Annotated in this window: 23 protein-coding genes and 1 other RNA gene; 12 read left to right on the top strand and 12 right to left on the bottom strand. The window is 60.3% G+C overall.

Going from position 1 to position 25028, the window contains the following annotated elements; all coding sequences use genetic code 11:
• Positions 1-228 precede the first annotated feature (228 nt).
• From O4G74_RS05535 to O4G74_RS05525, 3 genes are all read left to right on the top strand, one after another.
• Positions 229-3129, top strand: coding sequence for a TonB-dependent receptor (locus O4G74_RS05535; protein WP_269401648.1), 2901 nt, complete (start codon positions 229-231; stop codon positions 3127-3129).
• 123 nt (positions 3130-3252) lie between these two features.
• Entirely contained in the window at positions 3253-4455 is a 1203-nt protein-coding gene (locus tag O4G74_RS05530) for a PQQ-dependent sugar dehydrogenase (protein ID WP_269401647.1), read from the top strand.
• Positions 4456-4473: 18 nt separating this feature from the next.
• A complete protein-coding gene (locus O4G74_RS05525) occupies positions 4474-5094 on the top strand; it encodes a glutathione S-transferase family protein (protein WP_269401646.1) in 621 nt (206 codons plus the stop codon).
• 133 nt (positions 5095-5227) lie between these two features.
• Here O4G74_RS05525 and recR read toward each other — a convergent pair whose 3' ends face one another.
• The 3 genes from recR to O4G74_RS05510 are packed head-to-tail and all read right to left on the bottom strand — an operon-like array spanning position 5228 to position 7923.
• Positions 5228-5827 (bottom strand): recombination mediator RecR, encoded by a 600-nt coding sequence (gene recR / locus O4G74_RS05520; RefSeq protein ID WP_269401645.1) that lies wholly within the window; start codon positions 5825-5827, stop codon positions 5228-5230.
• Between the two features lie 6 nt (positions 5828-5833).
• Positions 5834-6157 carry a YbaB/EbfC family nucleoid-associated protein gene (locus O4G74_RS05515; RefSeq protein WP_269401644.1) on the bottom strand — a complete coding sequence of 108 codons (324 nt, stop codon included), beginning with the start codon at positions 6155-6157 and terminating at the stop codon, positions 5834-5836.
• An 11-nt stretch (positions 6158-6168) separates the two neighbouring features.
• Positions 6169-7923 (bottom strand): DNA polymerase III subunit gamma/tau, encoded by a 1755-nt coding sequence (locus O4G74_RS05510; protein ID WP_269401643.1) that lies wholly within the window; start codon positions 7921-7923, stop codon positions 6169-6171.
• Positions 7924-8024: 101 nt separating this feature from the next.
• On the opposite strand from O4G74_RS05510, the gene O4G74_RS05505 reads away from it, so the two are divergent.
• A complete protein-coding gene (locus O4G74_RS05505) occupies positions 8025-9518 on the top strand; it encodes a cryptochrome/photolyase family protein (RefSeq protein ID WP_269401642.1) in 1494 nt (497 codons plus the stop codon).
• Positions 9519-9739: 221 nt separating this feature from the next.
• On the opposite strand, the gene O4G74_RS05500 is transcribed toward O4G74_RS05505, so the two are convergent.
• Positions 9740-10177, bottom strand: coding sequence for a hypothetical protein (locus O4G74_RS05500; RefSeq protein ID WP_269401641.1), 438 nt, complete (start codon positions 10175-10177; stop codon positions 9740-9742).
• 139 nt (positions 10178-10316) lie between these two features.
• On the opposite strand from O4G74_RS05500, the gene O4G74_RS05495 reads away from it, so the two are divergent.
• Positions 10317-10862: a hypothetical protein gene (locus O4G74_RS05495; RefSeq protein WP_269401640.1), complete on the top strand. Its 546-nt coding sequence runs from the start codon at positions 10317-10319 to the stop codon at positions 10860-10862.
• 823 nt (positions 10863-11685) lie between these two features.
• Here the strand turns inward: O4G74_RS05495 and O4G74_RS05490 are convergent.
• Positions 11686-12321 carry a hypothetical protein gene (locus O4G74_RS05490; RefSeq protein WP_269401639.1) on the bottom strand — a complete coding sequence of 212 codons (636 nt, stop codon included), beginning with the start codon at positions 12319-12321 and terminating at the stop codon, positions 11686-11688.
• Position 12322: 1 nt separating this feature from the next.
• Positions 12323-13360, bottom strand: coding sequence for a cyclic GMP-AMP synthase DncV-like nucleotidyltransferase (locus tag O4G74_RS05485; RefSeq protein ID WP_269401638.1), 1038 nt, complete (start codon positions 13358-13360; stop codon positions 12323-12325).
• An 89-nt stretch (positions 13361-13449) separates the two neighbouring features.
• Between O4G74_RS05485 and O4G74_RS05480 the strand changes: the two genes are divergently transcribed.
• On the top strand, positions 13450-14184 hold the full coding sequence (locus tag O4G74_RS05480; protein WP_269401637.1) for a hypothetical protein: 735 nt from the start codon (positions 13450-13452) through the stop codon (positions 14182-14184).
• A 27-nt stretch (positions 14185-14211) separates the two neighbouring features.
• Here O4G74_RS05480 and ffs read toward each other — a convergent pair.
• Positions 14212-14308: signal recognition particle sRNA small type (ffs, locus tag O4G74_RS05475), an RNA gene on the bottom strand.
• A gap of 270 nt (positions 14309-14578) precedes the next feature.
• Between ffs and nudC the strand changes: the two genes are divergently transcribed.
• A complete protein-coding gene (nudC, locus tag O4G74_RS05470; RefSeq protein WP_269401636.1) occupies positions 14579-15505 on the top strand; it encodes an NAD(+) diphosphatase in 927 nt (308 codons plus the stop codon).
• A 245-nt stretch (positions 15506-15750) separates the two neighbouring features.
• Positions 15751-15909 (top strand): YqaE/Pmp3 family membrane protein, encoded by a 159-nt coding sequence (locus tag O4G74_RS05465; protein WP_119378831.1) that lies wholly within the window; start codon positions 15751-15753, stop codon positions 15907-15909.
• A gap of 189 nt (positions 15910-16098) precedes the next feature.
• Here O4G74_RS05465 and O4G74_RS05460 read toward each other — a convergent pair whose 3' ends face one another.
• Together O4G74_RS05460 and O4G74_RS05455 are read right to left on the bottom strand one after the other, a co-directional pair.
• Complete coding sequence (locus O4G74_RS05460; RefSeq protein ID WP_419715366.1) at positions 16099-16527, bottom strand: YHS domain-containing (seleno)protein; 429 nt, start codon at positions 16525-16527, stop codon at positions 16099-16101.
• 23 nt (positions 16528-16550) lie between these two features.
• Positions 16551-17066, bottom strand: coding sequence for a hypothetical protein (locus O4G74_RS05455; RefSeq protein ID WP_269401634.1), 516 nt, complete (start codon positions 17064-17066; stop codon positions 16551-16553).
• Positions 17067-17264: 198 nt separating this feature from the next.
• Here O4G74_RS05455 and O4G74_RS05450 point away from each other — a divergent pair, with 198 nt between their 5' ends.
• From O4G74_RS05450 to O4G74_RS05440, 3 genes are all read left to right on the top strand, one after another.
• Positions 17265-18185 (top strand): LysR family transcriptional regulator, encoded by a 921-nt coding sequence (locus O4G74_RS05450; protein WP_269401633.1) that lies wholly within the window; start codon positions 17265-17267, stop codon positions 18183-18185.
• Between the two features lie 102 nt (positions 18186-18287).
• Entirely contained in the window at positions 18288-18686 is a 399-nt protein-coding gene (locus O4G74_RS05445; RefSeq protein ID WP_269401632.1) for a MerC domain-containing protein, read from the top strand.
• Positions 18683-19375 carry a class I SAM-dependent methyltransferase gene (locus tag O4G74_RS05440; RefSeq protein WP_269401631.1) on the top strand — a complete coding sequence of 231 codons (693 nt, stop codon included), beginning with the start codon at positions 18683-18685 and terminating at the stop codon, positions 19373-19375. Before O4G74_RS05445 ends, O4G74_RS05440 begins: the two co-directional genes overlap by 4 nt.
• Positions 19376-19495: 120 nt before the next feature.
• Here O4G74_RS05440 and O4G74_RS05435 read toward each other — a convergent pair whose 3' ends face one another.
• Together O4G74_RS05435 and O4G74_RS05430 are read right to left on the bottom strand one after the other, a co-directional pair.
• Entirely contained in the window at positions 19496-21457 is a 1962-nt protein-coding gene (locus O4G74_RS05435) for a DUF885 domain-containing protein (RefSeq protein ID WP_269401630.1), read from the bottom strand.
• Between the two features lie 97 nt (positions 21458-21554).
• The gene (locus tag O4G74_RS05430) at positions 21555-22916 is read right to left on the bottom strand and encodes a leucyl aminopeptidase family protein (RefSeq protein ID WP_269401629.1); all 1362 of its coding nucleotides are present in this window, start codon (positions 22914-22916) and stop codon (positions 21555-21557) included.
• Positions 22917-23034: 118 nt separating this feature from the next.
• Between O4G74_RS05430 and O4G74_RS05425 the strand changes: the two genes are divergently transcribed.
• On the top strand, positions 23035-23946 hold the full coding sequence (locus O4G74_RS05425) for a tetratricopeptide repeat protein (protein WP_269401628.1): 912 nt from the start codon (positions 23035-23037) through the stop codon (positions 23944-23946).
• 87 nt (positions 23947-24033) lie between these two features.
• Here the strand turns inward: O4G74_RS05425 and O4G74_RS05420 are convergent, their stop codons facing one another.
• Positions 24034-25026 carry a type II secretion system F family protein gene (locus O4G74_RS05420; protein WP_269401627.1) on the bottom strand — a complete coding sequence of 331 codons (993 nt, stop codon included), beginning with the start codon at positions 25024-25026 and terminating at the stop codon, positions 24034-24036.
• Positions 25027-25028: the final 2 nt, after the last annotated feature.

The following is a 25028-nucleotide window of genomic DNA, read 5'->3' as shown; positions in this document are numbered from 1 at the left end:
GCCACCATGCTGGTCCAAGCTAAACCTTCCTTAAGGTCAGCTGCCAGTTACCTAAAAAACACGGCAAATATTCAAGTTCCCGTACGTCGAGTAAGTTGTTGACAAATTGTCACATCTCCCGATGAACTAACCAGTGGGGCACGGCCAAATACAAAAAAGTCGGCCCATGAGGAAACGCAATTGATGGGACGGTCAGCGAGAATGACCGCTCATCTGGGAGGAGTTGAGATGACTAAAAAGACACCCGAAAAGTATCTGATGCTCGCGGGCGCCTCGGCGATCGCATTGAGCTTGTTTGCGCCGGTTGCGACCGCACAGGAAGGCGGCGAACAGGAAGTCCGGCGCACGCTTGGCACGGTTCTCGTGACCACGCAGAAGACCGAAGAGTCCATTCAGGACGTTCCAATTGCCGTTTCGGCATTTGACGAAGAGGCGCTCGAGAAGCTGCAGCTGACTGGCGGTCCGGACCTCGTCCGTTCCATCCCGAACGTTTCCTTCTCCAAGGCTAACTTCGGCGGCTCCTACAACTTCAAGATTCGCGGCATCGGTGCCGACCTTGTCGCCCAGTCAGGTGACGCCGGCGTGGGTGTCCACCAGAACGATGTACCGCTCACCGCCAACCGCCTTTTCGAGGCGGAGTTCTATGATGTGGAACGTGTTGAAACCCTGCGCGGCCCGCAAGGCACGCTATACGGCCGTAACGCCACCGGCGGTGTGATCAACGTCATTACGGCGAAGCCGGTCTTCGAGGAATTCCAGGCTGACCTGAACCTCACCTATGGCAACTACAATACCTTCAAGGCGAAGGGCATGCTGAACATCCCGCTTGGTGAGAAGGCTGCTTTCCGCCTCGCAGGCTCGCTGCTTCAGCGCGACGGCTATGTCGATAACGTCATCACCGGCAACGACATTGATGACCGTGATCTCTACGGCTTCCGTGCGACCCTCGCCGTTGAACCGACAGACCGTCTGCGCGGCTGGGTCTCCTATGACTATTTCGAGGAAGACGATTCACGGCTACGCTCGGGCAAGCAGCTCTGTGACAAGGATCCGTTCCTGACGAGCTTTGCGAACATTCCTATCGGCGGGGCCGATCAGATCTACACGACGCTTGGCTGTCAGGAAGCAGCCCTCAGCCAGTCGAATGAGCGCGTGAACTCCGCCGGTACGCTTGGTGGTGGTCTGGGTATCGCCGCGGGCCTGCTGAACGGCGACGCCTTCACCGACCCGCTGATTCAGGATCTGCGCAAGATCGAGTCGGCCTTCGACCCGGTCTACAAGGCTGATCAGGAGCTTTTCACCTGGAAAGCCGAGTTTGATCTCACCGACTCTCTCCTGCTGACCTATCTCGGCAGCTACAATGAGACCTCGGCCGTGTCCGTTGAGGACTACAACAAGATCGCACCAAACGTCGCGTTCAACGACCTTTCGGCCATACCTCCGGGCCTCAGCCCGACGGCTGACCTTTACAACGCCCTCTTCCCAGGCGGCGTCGTCAGCGATCCGCAGCTCGGCGCGTCGAACACGTTCCGCACCTTCGACATCTCCGGCGGCGGCAGCGAACAGACCACGCACGAACTGCGTCTCCAGTCGGATTTCGACGGTCGCTTCAACTTCAATCTCGGCGCCATTTCCGTCGATTTCGAAGCCATCGACCCATCAGACCCAACGGCTGGCTATGTGGTTCTTTCGAACACGCTGACAGGCCTCACCCAGTTCAACAATGCAACGGGTGGTGCCGTCTTTGGCGGTCCCGTTCCAATTGATACGTCTGGCGCGACCGTCGGTCCGATCACTAATTTCAGCGGCTTTGGCGGCAACTACTTCCGTTCGCTTTCGCCATATCGTCTGGAATCCTTCGCCGTCTTCGGTGAAGGCTATTTCGACCTTACGGATGATCTCCAGCTCACCATCGGCCTTCGCTATACCGATGACAAGAAAGAGCAGGACAACATCCCGACGGCGCTTTTCGTGCCGAACCCGAACCCACAGGCTGACCTTTCACCACAGCCAATTCCGGGCAACTCGAACGACGATGCCGGCGACGGCAGCTACAATGTCGCCTTCGAAGAAACCACCGGCCGTATTGGTCTCGACTGGCAGCCTGATCTCAGCTTCACCGACGAGTCGCTGATCTATGGCTTCTACTCTCGCGGCTATAAGGGCGGCGGCATCAACCCGCCACAACCGGCGGGTGCCAATAACTTCCCGCAGACCTTCGATCCGGAGTTCATCGACTCCTACGAAATCGGGACGAAGAATACGCTCGCCTCAGGTGCCCTGCAGCTGAATGCGACCGGCTTCTACTACAACTATGAAGGCTACCAGATCACGCAGATCGTGAACCGCTCATCTGCGAACTTCAACATCGATGCAAAGCTGCAAGGCTTTGAACTCGAAACGATCTGGAACCCGGCATCGACCTTCGTCATCAATGCCAATCTCGGCCTTCTCGACACCGAGATCCAGGACACCCATGCGATTGATGTTCTGGACCGCACCAATAGCCGCGCTGACCTGATCACGCTGAAGAACGCACAGACCTATTCGAACTGTGTCGTCTCTGCGCAGGGTTACGCCACCATTCTCGGTGCGATCCAGGCTGGTGCTCTGGCTCCTGGCTCGACCGCTGGTCTCTGTGTTGGTGCCTTTGCAGGGGCTGAAGGCGCCTTCGGTGTGCCAACGGTCACCTACACCGACTCCAATGGTGTAACGCGGACCATCGGTGGACTCACGCCATTCGACGGCGATGCGAAGGACCTTGATGGCAATTCCATCCCGGGTGCGCCGGAAACGACGCTCAGCCTTGGTGCCGAATACACCTTCGAAGGCGTCTTCGGTGGGGCATGGGATGCGCGCATCCGCGGTGACTACTACTATCAGGGTGACAGCTTCAGCCGCGTCTGGAACACCACCGGCGATGAGCTGGAAAGCTGGAACAACCTCAACCTCGCAGTTGTCTTCTTCAATGACGAAAAGGGCCTCGAGTTTGAGATCTTCGGCAAGAACGTCACCGATGAGGAGGTCATCACTGGCCGCTACCTCACCGACGACAGCTCCGGCCTGTTCTCCAACATCTTCCTGACCGAGCCGCGTCTCTACGGCGTGCGGGTTCGTAAGAGCTGGTAATCAGGTCTGATATGAAACCAGGAAGGGCGGCCCTCGAGGGGGCCGCCCTTTTTCTTTTGTGGCGCTCATTTGCGTTGTCCCGCCGAGGCCCTAGATAAAGGCAAGACAGTCATCGGAGAGATCATGAAATTCCTGGCACTGACCGCGAGCGCCCTCATCCTTGCAGCCGCCTGTTCACAGTCTGACAGCGACCCTGCAGCCCCCATCGAGGACGTCGACAACACCACGAATGAAGCCGATGCCGGCGACACCTCGACAGAAGCCGTAATTAGCGAAGACGGGTTCCGTCTGACGCCGATTGCCGAAGGCCTCGAATTTCCGTGGGACATGCTGTTCCTTCCTGACGGCACAATGCTGGTGACAGAGCGAAGCGGCACGATCCGGCTTGTTCGCGATGTTGAACTCCTGCCAGAACCGGTCGCCGGAACGCCCGAAGCGCATGTGAGCGCGCAGGGCGGCTATTTCGCGATGGCGCTCGACCCAGACTTTGCCAGCAATCGCAAACTCTACCTCGCCTTCGCAAAAGGCACGGCAGAACAGAACACCACGGCCGTCGTCTCTGGCGTTCTGTCGGATAATGCGAGCGAGCTGAGCGATGTGCAGGAAATCTTCACCGGCGCCCCGCGCGAGACCTCCCACCACTATGGCGGCCGCCTTGCCTTCCTGCCCGACGGCACGCTGATCGCCGCGCTCGGCGAAGGCTTCCGCTATATGGAAGAATCCCAGAACCCGCAGAATTATCATGGCACCATCGTCCGCCTGAACACTGATGGATCCTTCCCGGAAGACAATCCCTTCATCGATGGCGAGAACGGCCTGCCCGGCGTGTGGAGCTATGGCCACCGCAACGTGCAGGGTCTTGTCTGGGACGAAGCCCGCGAAACGCTCTGGGCACACGAACACGGCCCAAAAGGCGGTGATGAACTCAACCGTATCGAAGCGGGCAATAATTATGGTTGGCCGGCGATCACCTATGGGGTGAACTATGACGGCACCATCATCACAGATGAAACCGAAGCCCCCGGTATGGAGCAGCCCGTCGTCAAATGGGTGCCATCCATCGCCCCATCAGGCATGGCGCTTGTCAGCGGTGACGTCTGGTCGGAGTGGGACGGCGACCTGATCGTCGGCGCCATGAATGGTCCGCGCGGCAAGAAGCTCGTCCACATCATGCTGGACGAGGAAGGCAATGTGACCGGTCAGGCCGACCTCATGGCAGACCTCGAAATTCCTTTCCGCGATGTCGCCATCAGCCCGGACGGCAATCTCTATGCGGCGACCGCCAATATGGACGGCGTCGTCTACCGCATCGACCGAAACGAATAGGCCAAGGAAGCCACTCTTATGATCATTCTCCACCACCTGCGCATCGGGCGCTCAATCTTCACTGTCTGGCTGCTCGAAGAGCTTGGCCTCGACTATGAACTGGAGGTCTATCGCCGGCATCCAGAGACCTTCCGTTCACAGGAAGACCTGAAGGAAGCCACGCCGCTCGGCAAATCACCGACGCTCGAAGTCGACGGCGTCATGCTGACTGAGTCCGGCGCGATCGCGGCCTATCTGGTCGATCATTATGACCCGGACGGCAAACTCGCGCCGCCACGGTCTGACAAGAAAGCCTGGGCTGAATACCAGCGCTGGCTACATTACCCCGAAGGCTCGGCCTTCCTGCCGCTCTTCATGCGCATGTTGCAGGCCCGCGAAGGCGATAATCCTTCTCCGGTTCACAAGGCGTTTGCTGATGGCGAGGTCCCGCTTCACCTCGGCCTTCTGGACAAGCACCTTGCCGACCGCGAGTTCATCCTTGGCGACAAGTTCCAGGCCCCTGATATCGGCGTGACCTACATCGCCAACATGGCAGAGCGACTGGGAGAGCTCGGCCCCTACAAGAACCTCCAGGCATATTATCAGCGCAACATGGAGCGCCCGGCCTGGAAACGCGCCAAGGAACGCGCTGTCGAGTAGCTGCTCAAGTAAGCCCCACCCCGACCCTCCCCGCGAGCGGGGAGGGGGGCGATGCTTACGATGGCAGACGCAATTTCAAAGCTCGGCGAAACAGTATCCCCTCCCCTCTGGGGAGGGTCAGGGTGGGGCCTTACTACCGCCGGGACCGCATCGCGGCGGCCAGCGTGCCTTCATCTAGATGATCAAGCTCACCGCCATGCGGCACGCCTTGGGCGAGCCGGGTGGTGGTGATATCGAAGCCCTCGAGCCGGTCGCGAACATAATCGACCGTGATCTGGCCATCGAGCGTCGCGCTGAGCGCGAAGATCACTTCGCGAACCTCGCCGCCCTTCACGCGGTCCACCAGCATACCAATGGTCAGGTCTTCTGGCTCCACGCCATCGAGCGGCGACAGGACGCCGCCAAGCACGTGGTAGCGCCCACGAAAGGCGCTCGCGCGTTCAAGTGCCCAGAGGTCCGGCACATCCTCGACCACGCAGATGACGCTGTCGTCCCGGCCCGTATTCTGACAGACGGCGCAAGGCTGCAGCGTGTCGTAATTCCCGCACGTCCTGCACTGCTCAATCCGGTTACCGGCGTCCGCCAACGCGTCAGCCAACGGCATCAGCAGCTGGTCCTTGCGCTTTAACAGGTGCAGCGCCGCACGCCGGGCCGAGCGCGGCCCCAGACCGGGAAGCTTCCCGATCAGCTCAATCATTTTCAGGATTTCAGGTCCGGCGCTCTTCTGGCTCATTGAAGCTTAGAACGGCATCTTGAAGCCGGGCATCATGCCGCCAAAGCCGGAGGTGGCTTCCTTCATTGCCTTTTCCATTTCCTCGTCGAGGCGCTTGCGTGCATCGCCGTGCGCCGCCTTGACCAGGTCTTCGATAATTTCCGCTTCGTCTTCCAGAAGGGACGGATCGATGCTGAGGCGGACCATTTCGCCCTTGCCGCGCAGGCGAACCTTGACGAGGCCGGCGCCAGCAATGCCTTCAGCTTCGATCTGTTCGATCTTCTGCTGGGCTTCCTGCATCTTGGCCTGCATCTCCTGAGCCTGCTGCATGATCTTTGAGAGGTCTTTCATACCCACGGAACCTAGCCTTTCCTTTGATTGGCAACGCGCAAGGGGACGACATTGTCCTCCGCGACGGGCTCTTCAAGTGTATCGCTGCCGCGCACGTCGAGAATCGTGAGGCCGGGAATGGCGCTGATCGCGGCGGCGACATCCGTGTCGGCCTTCACCGCTTCGATCCGTTCACGCTTCAGCCGGTCTTCGCGCTCGCTGATCGTTTCGCCCGGCGTTTCGCCGCGCTTGGTGCTGACATCCCACTCATGGCCGGTGGCAATCTCGAGGAAGTCTGTGAGCCGGCGCAGCAGATCGACCGGCGCGCCATCTTTCAGGTCGCAGCTGATCGTGCCATCGGCAAAAACGGATGGGCGGATATAGGCCTTCGCCTCGCCCCAGAGGACAGGCTCGCGCTCTTTCTCCAGAAGATCGAGCACGTCTTCAAACTTAGACAGGCGCGCGCCCGGGTCGCCGCCGACGGGCACGACGTTCGGGTCAGACTTGCCGCCCTTGCCGCGCGCGCTGGAGCCGCTATTGCCGCCGCCTTCAGCGATCATACGGGCCGCATCTTCTGGCGAAGGCAGGCCTGCCGCCGTCACAAGACGCAGGATCACCATGCGCAGGGCGACGTCTGCTTCAGGCGCGCTCTGCGTGTCACGATAGCCTGACAGAAGGATCTGCCAGTTGCGCTGGGCCTGCGCCGGGGTGACGCTGTCAGCGATCTGCCGTGTCCGCGTCGTCCAGTCCGACGGGCCGGGCAGGACATAATTGTCGCCCATCGCCTGAAGCGTGGCGACGTCTGCGGCGATCTCCAGCAGATCCTTCATCAGGATTAGCGGGTCTGCGCCGATCTGGACCTGGTCCGTGATCTCGCTAACCGCCTCACTCGCCTTTCCGGTGACAGCGTATTCGAACGCATCGAGCAGGCGGAGCCGGTCGCCGAGGCCGAGCATGTCGCGAACGGCCGCGCCGGTAATCTCTCCGCCATCAAGGCCCTGCACAATGGCCTGGTCGAGGATAGAGAGCCCGTCACGGACGGAGCCTTCTGCAGCGCGGGCGATCAGTGTGATGCCCTCTTCGGAAATCTTTGCGCCTTCGCGGCCCGCAATCTTGCCAAGGTGGGCCGCCAGTTCGCCGGTATCGAGGCGTTTCAGGTCAAACCGCTGGCAGCGCGAGAGAACGGTGACGGGCACTTTGCGGATTTCGGTGGTCGCGAAGATGAACTTCACATGTGGCGGCGGCTCTTCGAGGGTCTTCAGGAGCGCATTGAAGGACGCCGTCGAGAGCATGTGAACTTCATCGATGATGTAGACCTTGTAGCGCGCCGACTGGGGCGAGTAGCGGACCCCGTCCAGAAGGTCGCGCATGTCGGCGACACCGGTGCGGGAGGCGGCATCGAGCTCCAGCACATCGGGGTGGCGGCTCTCCATGATCGCCTTGCAGTGCTCCCCCGGTGGGTCGAGCTTGAGGCTGGGGCCTGGGTGATCCTCGCCCTCATAATTGAAAGCACGCGCGAGCAACCTCGCCGTCGTTGTCTTGCCGACGCCGCGAACGCCCGTCAGCATGAAGGCGTGGGCAATCCGGTTCAACTCGAACGCATTGCGCATCGTCCGGACCATCGCTTCCTGGCCGATCAGGTCAGAGAAGAGCTTCGGGCGGTATTTGCGCGCCAGCACCTGATAGGACGCGCCAGCCTTTGCGGGGGCAGCTTCCTCCTCTGCGAACATGGAGAAGGTTGCGTCGTCGCGCTCTTCGGCGCCGGGGAGGTCGGTTTCATTAGTCATCGATGACTTACTAATGGCAGGGACTCGGGGGTCTCGGCAATGGCATGCGGGCGGTTTTGCAGCCTTTGCCTGCGAACCGATCGTCCTAGCTCCAGCCAGCGATGACCAAGGCACTCCTGATCTTCCCGCACCAGCTGTTTAACCACCATCCGGGGCTCGACAAGCGCCCGGACCGGATCTGCCTTGTCGAGGACACGCTGTTCTTTGGCGACCGGCAATATCCCATGCGCTTTCACAAGCAGAAGCTATGGCTGCACCGGGCGAGCATGGCGCGATATGCCAAGCGGCTCAAAGGGCTGAAGCCGGAATTCGAATATGTCCGCTATGAAGCAGGCAAGCCTTTGCTGAAGCCAACAATTACCCGGCTGGCCAAGGCCGGCTTCAATGAGGTGATGACCTGCGACCCAGCTGATTTCATTCTGGAAAAGCGCCTCAAATCCTATTGCGAGGCTGAAGGCCTAGAGCTGACGCTGATCAATACCCCGCTCTTCCTGAACACGCCGGGGGAAAACCGCGCCTGGCGGGATGATAACAAGTCCTGGTTCCAGGCGGAGTTCTACAAACGCCAGCGCCGCCAGTTCAATGTGCTGATGGAGGGCGACAAGCCAAAGGGCGAGCAGTGGAGCTTTGACGATGAGAACCGCAAGAAGGTCCCTAAGAAGCTGAGAGACAGCGTCCCGCAGCTTGCCCCCCGCGCTCCAGACGAGATCGAGGAAGAGGCCCGCAAATCGGTGGAGCGCGACTTTCCGGATCATTACGGCTCCCTCGACACGCTCTACTGGCCGACCAGCCATGAGGATGCCGAGAGCTGGCTTGGGCAATTCCTGCATGAGCGGTTTGAGCTGTTCGGCCCCTATGAGGACGCCATTCTGGAGGGCGAAACCCTCCTCTGGCATTCGGCCATCACGCCGATGCTGAACATCGGGCTTCTGACGCCGCAGCTGGTGCTGGATGCGGCCAAAGCCTTTATCGAGACCAAAGACATCCCGATGAACTCGGCTGAAGGCTTCATCCGCCAGGTGATCGGCTGGCGCGAATTCATGCGCGCGACCTATGAGGATATCGGCATCCCGATGCGCACGACGAACCATTGGGGCCATACGCGCAGATTACCGAAGAGCTTCTGGACCGGTGAGACGGGGATCGGCCCCATTGATGATGTCATCAAACGCGTCCTCAAGACCGGCTACTGCCACCATATCGAGCGGCTGATGGTGCTCGGCGGCTTCATGTTCATCTGCGAGATCGACCCGGACGATATCTACAAATGGTTCATGGAAATGTTCGCGGACAGCTGTGACTGGGTCATGGTGCCGAACGCCTATGCGATGAGCCAGAACGCCGATGGCGGGCGCATCACGACGAAGCCTTACTTCTCCGGCTCAGCCTATATCCGCAAGATGGGCAATCATGAGAAAGGCGAATGGTGCGACATCTGGGATGGCCTTTACTGGCGCTGGATCTGGCGCAATCGCGAGCAGCTTGGCGGCAATCCCCGCTGGGCCATGATGGTATCGATGGCTGAGAAGATGGATGAGGCGAAACGTCAGAAGCATCTGGATGTGGCGGCGAATTTTTTGAGAGGGTTGGGGTAGCCGCTTCCCCACCCCGACCCTCCCCTGAGGGGAGGGGGATGGCGTCGCGCAGGGTTTTCAGGAAAGCGCCTCACTTTCCGGGGTTTGCGCCCCCTCCCCTCTGGGGAGGGTCGGGGTGGGGCCAGCACCAGCGGCCGCAGACCCGGTCCGGGTGCGGATTGAGACGTTCCAGTATGTATACCTGCCTTCGCAGGTATCTTCGGAGGGCGGGGTCGTACCCACTATGGCGGCACAATCACCTGCGGCAGGCCAGCAATAACCCCGCCCTGCCCGGCCAGTACCGCGCCCACACCCATCATCAGGACGAAGAGCGCAAACCCCTCCCCCGCGCGGGCCATAAGGGCCGCTTCGCGCGCATCAGGGTCCAGTCTTTCCCATGGCGTGCGGGCGGCATAGGCCGTCCAGTCGCACGGGTCCTTTGCGTCCTCGCGGACATCGAGCGTGATATAGATCCGCCCATTGCGGGCCACCGCATAGCCGACGAGTCCACCGCCTTCGGCGCGGCGTGCCTTCAGATAGGCCTCAAGCCGGTACAGGTCCCAGAAGAAGACCGGCCAGAGCCAGACCTCCAGGACCGCAAGCGTGCTGAGGATGAAGGAGCGCTTGACCATGATGGCGACCATAGACGGGGCGCCGAGGGGGCGGATGTTTTGGGTCATCGACGGTGTTTCAGACGGTGTAGTGGTGGTGCAGCCACGGTGTTTTTGAGGGACGTTGGCGCAGGCACTGGACTTTCACCCCTGCGGGCGGACAATCGCGCCTCTCTTCTCAAGGTTTTTCGTGGCGGGAGGCCGCTTCATGTTCAGACGCCGCATCCTCTACCTGATCACTGCTTTTTGGCTGGCCGCCTGCGCAACGTCGCCCGCCGCGCCAGCGGCAAGCGCGGCGGACAGGGCGGCGAGAGACCTTATCGAACGCCTCGGTGCCCAGCAGGCCTTTGCGATGCTCGGTTGGCAGCAGAATGCTGATTACAAACCGGCCGACGCCTGTTTCGAGGCGTGGGCGGCGGCCGCCGATTTCACCGCGCTGGGCCTGCCAGATTGCGATGCTCACGCCGAAGACCTCGCCCGGCTCTATGCCTCCTATGGCACAGAGGTGCAGCCGGTTGTTTTCAGGTCGCAAGCTTACTGGGCCGCGTGGGAGGATTTCAGCCTGGCGTTTCCGGGTCTGGTCGCGGACTGGGAGGTTGCTGGCGGCAGCGAGGAGGATGCGAGTTTTCTGGATCACCCGGTCTGCGCCGCGCCGCTGCAACAGGGCTGGGAAGGCTCGGCCTATTTCTATGACGGCGCCGAGCATCCGCTGTGCCGGCTCTACAAGATCGACCCGGTCGCGGCGGCGCAGTAGGGGAATGGGAGACGTGCTCTCCCTTCTCCTCGGGGAGAAGGGCTGGGGATGAGGGGGCCTGGGCGTTCAGCGATGTGCTTGCGTTTAAGGGATGCGCCCTGAGAGCATCACTGCCAGTGAACCACTTTGCCCAAACCTGCCCCCTCACCCCTGGCCCCTCTCCCCAAGGAGAGGGGAATGGCGTTGCATTATGTCCGTTCATCCCCGCGCAGGCGGGGATCTCGTGAGGCAAAGTCCGCACTTCAATTGGCTGAGATCCCCGCCTGCGCGGGGATGAGCGGCTTTGTAGCCCACCTTCCGGAGATACCTGCGAAGGCAGGTATCTCTTCGAAGCGCCCGGAAAACAGTCCGGTGGACTGATTTCAGCGAAGAAGGCCACGGCAGTGGCATGCCTCACCAGCACCGAAACACACCGCCTCAACCGGACCACTATGGACCCCTGCCCCTCATCCTGAGCCTGTCGAAGGACGCAGGGGTCTTCGGAGCGTTGGTTCTTATGTTGAGATGTCGATTGACCGCCCTGTTTCTGGCCCCGAAGCCAAAGCGTTTACTCTCCGAAGATACCTGCGAAGGCAGGTATCCATGGTGCATCACGAGCACCGGAGCACGCTGTTTAAAACCTACTACCATGGACCCCTGCCTGCGCAGGGGTCTTCGGGACGTGGGTTCTTTTCTGGAAACGTCGAGTGACCGCCCTGTTTCAGGCCATCAAGGCCGGGCGGCTTTCAGCCGTGCCTTAGGCGGCCTTGACCGCCTGAAACCGGACGGTCGTTCGCTGGCTATGGCCGAATGGCGGGGTCCGCCACTTTGGCCAGGAGATACGTCAGCTCCGAATTCTAGTTAGCATGGCTGCCGCAAGAGTTGGATCGATTGCATCTGATAACTTGCGCATCTTTTCGGCATGGCAATTACGAAGAGCCACACCGGAACCGCAAGGGCAGCTATGATGCCCTTTGATCTTCTTCATCGCTAACAGCCTTAAGTGCTTCACAATTTCGACATGGTCAGCACCGGTCGCGAGCGCAGTTGCAAACGCGTCCAGTATACCGGGCTTCCCGTGGGCCAATTCTGCGAAAGGCCAATCGCCTCCGCGAGCCACGATCGATTGACCTAGAAAGAAATCCGCTACTGGTCCGTTCATAAACTGCTCAAATGTCGGATGACGATATGAGCAAAGCCATGCTTCCCAGACTGTTAAACAGCAATGCCCGTCTGCGTCATTCATGTGACGTTCTTGGGTCCGAGGAATTTTGCCCGCTGTCTCAAAAACAATTGGCTCCTTTAAGGGAAAACCATCTGGCAGGACGATGTGAACGTCGTAGGCCTCCAGTGGGTCGCATTGAACTTTCACCCAGAATTTGCCGCTAACAGTGATAGCGCCGTTGTAGACAGTGGCGGCAAGTTCTCTCTGGTGGACATCAATGTAGTTGTTGATGTCCGTTAATAACTGCTCGCTCAAACTAGTTATCGCACCAAGGAGAAGTGCGCGGGCCCGCAGCACGGCGGGCTTTCGCCTCAGCTTCAAGCCTTTCCAGCGCTGAGCCTACCATAGCTCCTGTTATGGCAGACTTCGTTTCGATGCTCGGCTCGTCAAAATAAGAGTGCTTGAACACTTTTTTCCAAGATGCACGCGCCTTCTGGTCGTCAGAATCATCTTTATCCAGCTCATCTAAACGCTGCACTAGCGTGGAAGCCTTATCGATCAGCCTCATTAATCGCGCGACATCTTTGTCATCAGATATTTGAATCCCGTCAGCATAGACGGGCGAGTACTGCGACTTATTCGCTACGGCTCTCAGTGTTTCGCGTAGTGCGATATCATCGCGGCCATCTTCTGGTCGATAACATTCGATCGCGATCGCGGTCACCAACAAGCCCCCAGGGTACTTCGTTGATGAGCTGTAGGCGTGGGCTTTCGCCAAATACTTAAGATAACGAATGATCCGACGAAGTTGATACCCGCCGCCTGCCTCGGGACTCCGCTGAGCAACTTCGCGCTCTATCCACTTGTTCATCGAAGCGGGATCAGAGGTTATCCAATCATCTCCTGCTGAAAGCTCGTAAGTGTATCCTGCAAAACTCGCGCTGCGGCGGAATACGGGAAAGTCACATTGGTAGCCATCCGCATACACTACCCGAACGCACTTAGGCTTCGACTCGGGATCGTTTTTCATCCCCGTCGACTTTTTGCTAATCGCGTCTCTTACCCAATTTCGTGTGGTTCTTGGACCAGCGGCGTCCGCCTCCTCGAAAACTACTCCAAGATCGATGTCGTATCGACTATCTTCATCTCCCTCAGGCGGCTGCACCATCGTTTTTTGAGCGTAACCGCCTTGATTGATAACATCGACAATCTCTGGTTTGGAGAGGTCAGAAAGGCCACTCTCCAGACGATTGAGGTTCTTTTGCCGTCTATCTCTCATGTCAGAACGTTGGGTATTAGAGAGCCGAACATAGCCATCGTGAAAATTGCGAAGCTGCGTTGAGAAATCATACATGTTGGGCCTCGAGCTCAGAGTGAGTCTATGTATAGACCTTGACGTTATGATATAGGCTTCGCAGAGTCCAGCTCAAAAGGAGAACATCCATGTACCCGCTACTGCCGAAAAGGGCCTGGGCGATTGGATTGACCCTCGTGATTTTTGCCACGGAGATACTTTTCTCCGCCCTGAGCTATTTTCACTTAGAGGTGAATAGCTGGCGCATAGCCGCACTGGCTTCGACGATTATTCTCGCCAGCTTCACATTCGCTTTTGGCATTTCTTGGTATTGGGCTCCTTGGCGAATATTGTGGCGATGGCTTCCTGCGCTGAACAGCTGGCTCTTTCCGGACATCAACGGCGTTTGGGTTGGGACCACTCAGTCCAACTGGACCCGCCTTTCCGAAATCAAGGCAGCAAGTGAGACCGAAAAAACACTGTCAGTGCGGGACTTGGAGAAAATTTCTCTCAACGAAACAGATATAGCGATGGAAATTCGGGCCTCATTATTCAGCGTACGAATAACGGCTTACTTACCATCAACTTCCGGCACATCGCATTCGCTAACTGCTAGGCCTGTAAAGCTAAGCGAAAGCGATATTCGACTCTCGTACATTTACAAACAGACGGTCCCCATCGCACAAGTCACTGATGAAAGCTGCCACTCCGGCGCAGCAGAAATCATATTCGACAGTCGCCTCATTCAAGAGGCTGAAGGCGTCTATTGGACACGTAGAAACTGGCAACTTGGATTAAACACCGCCGGAAAAATCGTGATAAAGCGGGATACTGACCGCTTCGACTCGAAGCGACCACTAAATACCTACCTAGCCGGCGACTAGGGAAACAGCTACTTCTATCGGCTATAAAGCGGAGACTGGACAGTGACCCGAAGCGAAACTCGTTAGGGCTGCTTCGTTCCCGACCTGACCCGGTTGGCGAGGACTTCGTCCACCGCCAGCCTCCTGACCTCCATATCGCGTTTTGAAAGCGGGGTGACAAGGGGGCGGATGCTGCCTGTCTGGTCTTCCGGAATTTTTTGACAGTGGAGCGCCGTTTTGAGAATGGCCGCAGCTTGCCGCAGGGGGACACCCCGCAAGGCACGGTCTTTTACCTGCCAGTATCGTTGCAGTCACTTGAAAGGGCTTGCCCTTCCTGCGTAACTGCGCCTCGCTGACCGGCAAAACTCCGCACCCTGCGGGACGAAAATTCCAGAAGACCAGACGGGGTCTGTGCATGGCTAATACGACCAATTCCGATTTTATCCCGCTCGGCGCGCGCCCGATTGACCGCGCCGGCCATCACCGCACCGATGCTGACTGGCTGGCCGCCGCCTATGCCCGCGACGATGTGCTTGTCCTGTTGATGCAGGGGGGCCTGCCGCTGCTGGCCAGGGATGGCGGGCTTGTCTGGCTGGGGCCGGAGGCGGCAAAGCTCGCGCCGGAAAGTGAGCCGCTCTTTCTCGGCCTCGACAAGAATGAGACGCCCGTCTTCGCGGTGGAGATGCCGGGGGACTTTGATGTCGAGGCGTCGCTGATCGCCGGGACGGGGGAGTTTACCGATTTTCGCCAGGCGATGGCGCTGATGAGCGAGATGGAAGCCAACCTCGCCTCTACGGCGCGGTCACTGTTTGAGTGGCATCGCTCGCACCGTTTCTGCTCTCGCTGCGGGGCAGAGAGCGTGCGCGCTGAAGCCGGGTGGAAGCGGGCCTGCACCGAATGCACGGCCGAGCACTTTCCGCGCACTGACCCGGTCGCCATTATGCTGGCCGTGAAGGGCGACAAGTGCCTGCTGGGCCGTCAGAAGATGTGGCCGAAGGGCATGTGGAGCTGTCTGGCGGGCTTTATCGAGCCGGGCGAGACGCTGGAACAGGGGGCCGCGCGCGAGGTGCATGAGGAAGCGGGCATCCACTGCGACCCGGCCAAGACCGAATATCTGTTCTGCCAGCCCTGGCCGTTCCCGTCGTCCCTGATGATCGGGCTGATCCTGCCGGCCGAGAGCGACGAGATCGCCGTCGACAAGAATGAGCTGGAGACCGCGCGCTGGTTCTCGCGCGAGGAGATCCGCCGTGTGCTGGCGGGCCAGCATGAGGAGATGTTCGCGCCCCCGCCCTTCGCCGTGGCGCACCACATCATGAAAGAATGGGCCGAGCGGGAGGGGTAGGCTTGGTGGTTCGCCCCCTCCGCCCTGCCGGGCACCTCCCCCGTGAACGGGGGAGGAAGACGTGACGCCAACGTGGGTGCTTTCTTAAACCGCTCATCCCCGCGCAGGCGGGGATCTCGTGAGGCAGTCGTTGCGCCATAACTGGCTGAGACCCCCGCCTGCGCGGGGGTGAGCGGCTTATAGAGACACGCCGGAACGAGATGCCTGAGCTGGCGTTTGTGTGTTTTTAGACGAGGGACCCCATTATGGACGTTATCCGCATTCTTCTGGCCATCCTGATCCCGCCGCTGGGCGTGTTCCTGCAGGTGGGTCTTGGCCTGCACTTCTGGCTGAACATACTGCTGACCCTGCTCGGCTATGTGCCGGGCATCATCCACGCGGTCTGGGTGATCCTGCGCAAATAGCGGGTCGCCAATTGAGCGGTTGATCGAGCGGTCAGGCCTTTGGGTCTGACCGTTTCTTTATGGGCGTCGGGGAGCGGCGCGAAAAACCGGGCGCTGAAACGAGGAAGACCCCGCACTGAGGGGGAGGTGCGGGGTCTTCGAGCCGGAAGTGACAAGGCTGGGGTGAGGGGAGGAGGGAATTTTGCCTTGTTACTTCAGAACCTCCGGCCAGTTCGTATTCGCCTTAACAATGTGCATTTCGCGGTCTTGTTCCCAGCGGTTTTGAATTTTTTTGTCGTAGTTCAGATAGAGCTTTCCATCGACGATCGCCCAGTGGTCTGCGTCGCCTTTTGCGGTATAGCCTTCGGACACGGCCCAGGCGCAGTAACCCCCGAATTGTGGGGCATATTTTTCCGGATCGGCGTGGAAAGTGTCGAGGTTTTCCTGGCTCTCGAAGCGGAACTCTGCGCCCTGATACTCGGTCCGGAAATCACGGCTGCCTTTAACGGGGCGGCTTTCGGTAAAATAGGCGACCGGGTCGTGACCTTCGACGGCGGTGTTGGAGAAAGTGCCGGTATAGACCGGCGCCTTGTCGGCATGGGCGGGCGCGGCGAAGGCGACGCCAGCTGTGGCGAGCATGAGCGCGGCGGCGGCGTGTCTGATCATTGGGCTGAACCTTTCGAGGTGGTGAGCGACGGCGCAGGCCCCGTCAGAGCAGCGGCGACACCGCCCGCAATGGCGGCAATTTCGCGGCGGCGGACGAAGATGAGGAGAAGCGAGGTCGCGAGCACGACGCAGGCCGTGAAGAAGAGCCCGCCGCCATCATTGTTCGGGTCGATGCCGAGCGGCGTCCAGAGGTGGAAGTTCACCGCGCCGCTCATCACGGCAAAGGCGATCAGCGCGCCAAGGCCCTGAAGGCGTCGGAGGGTGGGAAGGATTCCGAGGAGAAGACACGCGGCGGCCGCCAGCTCTGCCGTGCCGATGACATACTGGCTGAAGAGGCCCGTCTGGGCGAAGAGGCCCCCTGCCCCGAAGCTTTCTGCCCAGGCATCGAGCTTGCCGAAGATGACCTGCGTCTCCGGCGCATTGGTGAATTTGAAGCGCAGGCTGTCGAGGAAGACGAGCGATGCGATTACCGCGATAATGTGCGGTGCGAATGATTTGATACGGTCCAGCATTGTGCGCCCCCTTTGGCCTGCCGTCTGTGATGGCGAAGAGGTATAGGCGAAGTCTCGCGACAGCGAATGACGCCTGCGTGACGGCGCGTCACGAAAGGGTGAACCAGGCCGTGATGGGTTCGGTCCGCCCGGCCCTCGCGTTACGGAAGGCATGTGCCTATATGGAGGGGCGCGCGGGCAAGATGGAGACGAGCGGCGATGGACAGGCTGGACGCAATGCGGCTCTTCATACGGGTTGCCGATACGGGGAGTTTCTCCAAGGCGGCCGCTGACCTCGAGATTGGACAGCCAACCGTCTCCCGGCGCATTCAGGACCTCGAGGCCCAGCTTGGCGCGGACCTGTTCCTGCGCACGACCCGCGCGCTAAGTCTCACTGAAGCTGGCCAGACATTCTATACGCGGGCAAAATCCATCCTCGACGCGTTCGAGGCGGCAGAGGCAGAAGTGCGCGGGCTCGACAATGAGCCGGTCGGCCAGCTGCGCATCAGCGTGCCGCATTCGCTGTCGCGTGTGGTGATCGCACCCGCGCTGGCGAGCTTCATGCGACGCTATCCGGACCTGTCGCTGGATGTGATTTCCGACGATTCCTATACCGACATCGTTCAGGAGGGCGTCGACCTTGCCTTCCGGCTAGGCCAGCTTGCCGATTCCAGCCTGATGGCGAAGCGAATTGCGCTTACCCCTCGAAAGCTCTGGGCATCGCCCATCTATATTGCCCAGCAGAAATCCGTGACCCGCCCAAGCGAGCTTAACGCCGATGAGGCGCTGTCGCTTCGACAGCAGGCCGGCGCCGCCATGTGGGAGCTTGCGAACAGGGAGACGGGAGCGCTTGATAGTCTGCGGGCCGCCGGCCGCTTTCGCGCGTCTTCTGGCGACATGCTGATCCAATGTGCGCAGGACGCGCTCGGCTATATCCTCGCACCGGACTGGCTGGTTTGTGAGAAAGTCCGCGAAGGCCAGCTGGCACGCCTGCTACCGGACTGGGAGGCTGAAGCCCTGCCGCTGAATGTGGTCTGGTCAGGCGGCAAGCTGAAAGGCAAGGCACGGCTTCTGGCAGATCACATCACCGAAGCGATGAAGGCCAAGGAGCTGCAGGAGCCAGACGCCGCCAATCCGTAGGTCTGGGGCGCTCACAAATTGGCACTTGTATTGTTATACTATTACATTTAATGATCAGCTCCCGCTGGCGTAAGCTGGCTTCTGTATACTGTGGGAGCGCCGATGTCCTCTACCCTCACCAATCGCATGCTGGATGCGTCTGCGATCACGCTTTCAGGGCTTTGCCTGATCCATTGCCTTGCCCTGCCGGCCCTTGCTGTCGCCTTGCCGCTGGCAGGACTGTGGGCCGAGCAGGAATGGGTCCACCAGATCTTTGCGCTTTCGGCTTTGCCAGTAACGGCGTTTGCCATGACCCGCCCGTTTCAAGATTGTGCGACAAATGCCTTCATCCTGCTCGCTGGAACCGGCCTCGCCCTCCTGATCGGTGCAGCCTTCCTCGAGCCGCTGCATTGTGTTGAAGCGCCCGTGACAGTTGCGGGCGCGCTTCTGTTGGCTACAGCGCACATCAGACGCTGGCACCGCCATCACGAAACACCAGAGGCGATGAGGCCAAACCAGTGAGCGGCGAGGAAAACCCATTCCTGAAAGCTTTCACAAATGCCGAGGCCGTCGCTGCCTATCAGTCAGGGCCGATGCAGTTCACGCCGGGGCTCGAAGCGCTGCACAGGATGGTGGCGATCCTGCTTGAGGAGGTCGTGCCAGCCGACGCGCGCATCCTCGTTCTTGGCGCTGGCGGGGGTCTGGAACTGAAGGCACTTGCCGAACGCCCGGGCTGGACATTTGAAGGCGTCGACCCGGCCGGGCCGATGCTGGATCTGGCGCGCAGGACGCTGGGCGAGGATGCCCACCGTGTGCAACTGGTCGAGGGATATATCGACGATGCGACTGCAGGGCCGTTCGACGGCGCTGTATGCCTTCTGACGCTTCACTTTCTTGCGCCGGGTGAGCGCCAGCGAACGGAAGAGGCCGTTCGCCGGAGACTGAAACCGGGCGCTCCGTTCGTGGTGGCGCATGCCTGTCTGCCCCCCGAAAGCCAGAAGCGCGATACCTGGCTGGACCTGTATGCCGCCTTTGCGAAGTCCTCTGGCGCGCCAGCCGAAAAGGTCGAAATGGCCCGCGCCGCGGTTTCTGCGGCCGATGTCATGATACCGCCGGACGAAGATATCGACATCCTTCGCAAGGCTGGCTTCCGCGATGTGGAGCAGTTCTACGCGGCTTTCACCTGGCATGGTTGGGTTGGGTACGCTTAGGACCAAACACCTGAGACCAGCAGTAAAAAAGCCCCGCAGCATGGCTGCGGGGCTTTTGCTTTGTGCGTCTCTCCCGCGTACTTCGACTTTGCTCAGGATGAGGGCGCAGAAGGCGTGAACCTACTCCTGTAATTCCATCGTTTCGGCTTCAGCCTCGGACCCGGTCGGCTCTACCGCAGGGGCGTCGCCGGCCTTCACGTCTTCGATCCAGGTGTCGACGCGGCGCTCGAGCAGTTCGAGCGGGAGGGCGCCGCCGCCGAGGATGGTGTCGTGGAAACCGCGAATGTCGAAATCGTCGCCGAGTTCCTCGCGTGCCTTTTCGCGCAGTTCCAGGATCTTGATCATGCCGATCTTGTAGGCGGTCGCCTGGCCCGGCATCACGATGTAACGCTGGATCTCAGAACGGGCCTGCTGGTCGGTGACGGCGGCATTCTCGGTGAAGTATTCCCAGGCTTCCTGCTCGGTCCAGCCCTTGGAATGGAGACCGGTATCCACGACGAGGCGGATGGCGCGCCAGATTTCAGAGCCGAGACGGCCAAACTCAGACTGAGGCGTCTGGAAGGTGCCCGGCATCTCGCTGGCAAGACGCTCTGAATAGAGGCCCCAGCCTTCGGAATAGGCGGTGAAGCCAGCCTGCGTGCGGAATTGCGGGATGTCCTGCAGTTCCTGCGCGATGGAAATCTGCATGTGGTGGCCCGGAAGCCCCTCATGGTAGGCGATCACTTCCAGCTCACGCTTCGGCATGGAGCTCATGTCGGAGAGGTGAGCATAATAGGTGCCGGGGCGCGAGCCGTCTGGTGTGCCGGGATAGTAGTGCTGGGCGGCGCCGTCTTGTTCACGGAATGCTTCGACACGCTTCACGATAAGATCAGCCTGCGGGAGGATGCCGAAATATTCCGGCAGCTGGCCTTCGATATTGTCGATGGCAGCGGTGGCATCGGCGATGTACTGGTCAGCGCCCGCGTCATTGTTCTCGTAATAGAGCTCACGGTCGTCGGTGTTCTCACGCAGATAGACGAAGAATTCCTGCAGCGTGCCATCGAAGCCGAACTCTTCCTTCACCGCTTCCATCTCGCCCTGCAGGCGCTCAACCTCTTCAAGGCCAATCTCGTGGATCTCGTCGGCGGTCAGGTCCGTCGTCGTCGAGACTTTGAGGCGGTAGTTATAGTATTCTGCGCCGCCCGGCTGTGAGGTGAGGCCGGTCGGGTTTGCCGGGGCGTCCGCGAGCTCCGCCTCGGCCCATTCGATGAGGTTCTCATAGGCGGGCTGGAAGTCTTCGGTCAGCGCGGTTTCGGCCGCCGTCATCAGCTCTTCAGCGCGGGCTCCGTCGATCTCGCCGGCTTCCTGAAGGTTGGAGATTTCCATCTGGACATCGGCCCAGAGATCGGACGGCTCGCCGTCGGTGAACGGCGCGCCGGTGATGACCTTGCGGGACTGGTCGATCACGCCTTCGAGCGCGAAGTCTGGGGTTTCGACGCCGCGGCTTGCGCTTTCCTTGGCGATTTCCAGAAGCTGGTTACCGGCGCGGGCGCCTTCGCTGATCCGCGAAATGTAGGCTTCCATGTCGGCTTCATTGTCGACGCGGTGGAACTGGATAAGGATAGTTGGCAGGAAGCTTTGCGCGCCGTTCATCTGGTCGAAGGTGAAGCCGTTATAGAAGTATTCCATGCCTTCTTCGGCCTGCTCGGTCTGGTACTTCCAGATGTCCCAGGAATTCTTGGCCTCTGGCGTCAGCTTGTCATAGTCGAAATTGGCTTCCATCTCGGCAAGCGTGTCGAGGCGCCACTGGAGCTGCTCCTGCGCGGCCTCATATGACATGTCGTCGATTTCGTCATTGCGTTCCTTGCGGCCCAGGAAAGTGAGCTGGATCGGGCTCATCATGACCTGTTCTTCGTACTTCTCGTCGAACCATGCATTCAGGCGGGCAGTTTCTGCCTCAATCTCTGCATCGGTCGCGGCGGCCGTTTCTGTCGTCTCGGCGCCCGCCTCCGGGTTGTTGCCCTGTTGAGGCGCTGAAGTCTCACCACAGGCAGCAAGGATGAGGGCTAGGGCGGTGGCAGTCGCTGACAGCTTGACGCGCATGAAGAAAAACTCCTGATATTATCGAATTTCGCTATGAAGCAGGAATTTTGTTCTTATGCAAGGCAGGAGGGCGCGTTCACCCCCCTGCCCCGCCATGTCAGGCATAACGTGTGCGCAGCATTGCCCAGATTGCGCGAAGGCCACAGGCGGCGGCGCCTTCAGGGCGGCCAAATTTCGACTGGCGCCAGCCCCAGACATCGAGATGCACCCAGCGGCGCGCCTCAACGAACTGTTTGAGGAAGATTGCTGCGGTAATAGAGCCCGCAAAGCGCCCGCCAGAGTTCTGGATGTCGGCAACCGAGCTTTTCAGCATGGATTTGTAGGGGTCCCAGAGCGGCATGCGCCAGACTGGATCGCCAGAGACAGCGCCAGCGGCAGTGATCGCGTCGGCCAGATCGCCGTCATCTGTATAGAAGGGCGCAAGGTCCGGGCCGAGGGCGACGCGTGCCGCGCCAGTGAGCGTGGCGAAATCAACGAGGAGGTCGGGGTCGCTTTCGCAGGCGCGGGTCAGCGCATCACCAAGAATGAGACGGCCTTCTGCGTCGGTGTTGTCAATCTCGACCGTGAGCCCCTTGCGGGTCTGCAGGATGTCGCTTGGGCGGAAGGCATCGCGGCCGATCGCATTCTCGACGGCCGGAACGTAGAGTTTCAGCCGGACCGGCAGGTTTGAGCTCATTACCAGCTTGGCAAGCGCGATGACATGAGCCGAGCCGCCCATATCCTTTTTCATCAGCTTCATGCCAGCGCCGGGTTTCAGGTTCAGCCCGCCCGTGTCGAAAGCGACGCCCTTGCCGACGAGCGCAAGTTCCGGGTGGTCCGGATTGCCCCAGGAAAGCTCCATGAAGCGTGGGGCTTCAGGCGCTGCGCGGCCCACCGCATGCACCATGGGGTAGTTTTCTTTGAGCAGATCGTCGCCCGTGATGACCGAGAGATCAGCGCTGTATTGTTCGGCCAGCACGCGGATCGCAGCTTCGATGCCGGCCGGGCCCATATCCTGGGCCGGCGTGTTGATGAGGTCCCGAAGGAGCGCAATCGCGTCAGCTTCGCGATCCAGCGCTTCGGCATCGCCGCCATCGCCAACCACGAGACGCGGCGGGTTAGCCTTGTCTTTCAGGTAGCGATCAAAGCGATAGGCACCATCGGCCCAGCCTGCCGCAATGTTTGCCATTGGCATGCCGCCATCGCGCGCAACTTCGTAATCGCCTGCCGGTAGCTTGCCAGAGAGGGCCGCAACAGCCAGCGCGTCGGACGTCTCACCGAGGCCGAACAGGACGTCGGCGATCTCCCCTTCCGGGCTGGCGACAATGACCATGTCTCCACTGCCACCCTTGAAGCCCTGGGCTTTCGCCTGCGCCTTGATGGCGTCGGAAAGACCGGCGGAAGCTTCACTCCAGTCACCGGACCGGAACAGGTGCAGGCGGGCGGGGCTGTCGGCGCTGGCAGTGAACGCTTTGTGCATGGGTTATCGATACTCCGAAGGTCTAACTGGTTAAGGCAATCAACATCTCAGTTAACTGATCCTTGAGGCTTGGGCGCGCAAGGTCGCCGCGTGAATCAGTTTGGCGGGAGATTGCCCGATGTCTGTCCAACGCGCAGCTCTTTATCCAGTTTCTCTTTGTGTTCTGATGTTTGCCTCAGCGTGCGCCTCGACCGGTGCAAGCGAAAGCACGGCAAACGCGGAGGCGACGCTGCAGGCGGCCTATGAGCAGGAGCTTGCGCCAGCGACGCCAGAAGAGATTGCCGAGGTTCAGAGGGCCGATGCGCTGACGCGTGCGAACTTCTGGGCGGGGGAGTTCCGCAAGGACCCGAGCAGCCTCGAGACCACGATCCAGTTTACACGCGTGCTGCGCGAGATTGGCAGCCACGAGCGCGCCATCGACGTCCTCTCCCGCACCATTCCAGCCCATCCGCAATCTGCCGAGCTACAGCTGATCATGGGCCGGGCGCTGATGAGTGAAGGTCGCGTCGGCGAAGCAGCGGAGGCATTTTTTCAGGCGAGCGTGATCGCGCCGCAGGAAGCGACGGCACACGCCGCCCTTGGCCTGGCGCTTGACAGGCTGGAGCGGCACGCCGATGCGCAGACGTCTTATCTGCGCGCCCTGGAGCTTGATCCTGCGCGCGCGTCAACACTCGCCAATTACGGCCTGTCACTGGCCCTGACGGGCGATCTTGCAGGGGCTGAGGCGCAGCTGCGCAAGGCTTATGACCTGCCTGATGCCGATGGGCGCGTGCGTCAGAACCTTGCGCTGATCCTTGGGCTGCAGGGCGAGTTCGACGCGATGCGCGCCGCCGACCCGCATGCACCGACGCGGACGATGGACGCAAATGTGACCACGATCCGCGGTCTGCTTGCACCCGCTCGCAACTATGAGGCGCTGGTGAGGGATGAAGTTGAAACCCCTGCCCCGCAGGTCCAGCACACGCCAGAGCCGCGCGAGCCGGAACGCCGCGGCGTGCCGCAGCTGCGCGGATCCCTCAGCAGCCGCTGAGTGCTGTAGCAGGTCAAAGCCCTACAGCAGCCTCGCTATCATTCTCGTTTCACAAATTGTCTGAAGCGGGCGCCCGGCCTCAGGCCGCTATCTCACATCCGTGTTGATCTGGTTCTGGGCCTGCATCTCTGAGTACTTGATGTAGGCTGGACCGAGCACGACGAGGAAGAGAACCGGCAGGAAGAACAGAATCATCGGCACAGTCAGCTTGGCTGGCAGGGCGGCGGCCTTCTTCTCGGCCTCGGACATGCGCATGTCGCGGTTTTCCTTGGCCATGGTGCGGAGCGCATCGCCGAGCGGCGTCCCGTAGCGTTCGGCCTGCATCAGGGCGAGACAAACAGATTTCACGCCTTCATGGCCGGTCCGCTTGGCGAGGTTTTCGTAAGCGGTGCGACGCTCCTGCAGGTAAGCGAGTTCTGCCGTGGTGAGCTGGAATTCCTCGGCAAGATCCGGAGACGCTGCCCCGATCTCACCGCCGACCTTTGCGAAGGCCAGCTCAATCGACATGCCGGACTCGACACAGATGAGCAGCATGTCGAGCGCGTCCGGGAAAGCGCGCATGATCGACTGCTGGCGCTTCTGAGCAATGTTCGAGACGTAGAGGTTGGGCGCGTAGAAGCCGGCTGCCGCGCCGAAGACGATCGCGCCAATCTTCATCTGCGGGTTGAGGCCCATATCGTTGACGAGGAAGATGTAGACAAAGGCGAGCAGTGCCATCGCCATAGGCAGAACGAAGCGGCAGAAATAGAAGATGGCGAGCGGACGCGGCCCGCGCAGACCTGCTTGGACGAGCTTTTGCTCGACATTCGGATCTTCCAGCATCTTCTGCAGGTTCAGCTTGCCGGTAATTTCACTGATCTTGCCGGAATTATCCTTCTTGAGACCGCGGCGCTCCAGCGCGTCGCGGTTGGCGCGGCGCAGGCGTTCGCGCTGTGTGGTGACCTGTTTGAGACGCGTCTCAAGCTTGTCGCCCTTCAGCAGCGGCATGCCCACGGACAGGATGGTGGCAAACATCGCAACGGCCGCCAGCACGGAAGCGAGCGTGGCTGGCTGGGTCAGGGAGGAGATGAAGTCGATCATGG

Source organism: Henriciella marina, from assembly GCF_027213945.1.
GTDB lineage: Bacteria > Pseudomonadota > Alphaproteobacteria > Caulobacterales > Hyphomonadaceae > Henriciella > Henriciella marina_A.
This window is presented reverse-complemented; position numbering and strand designations above follow the sequence as displayed.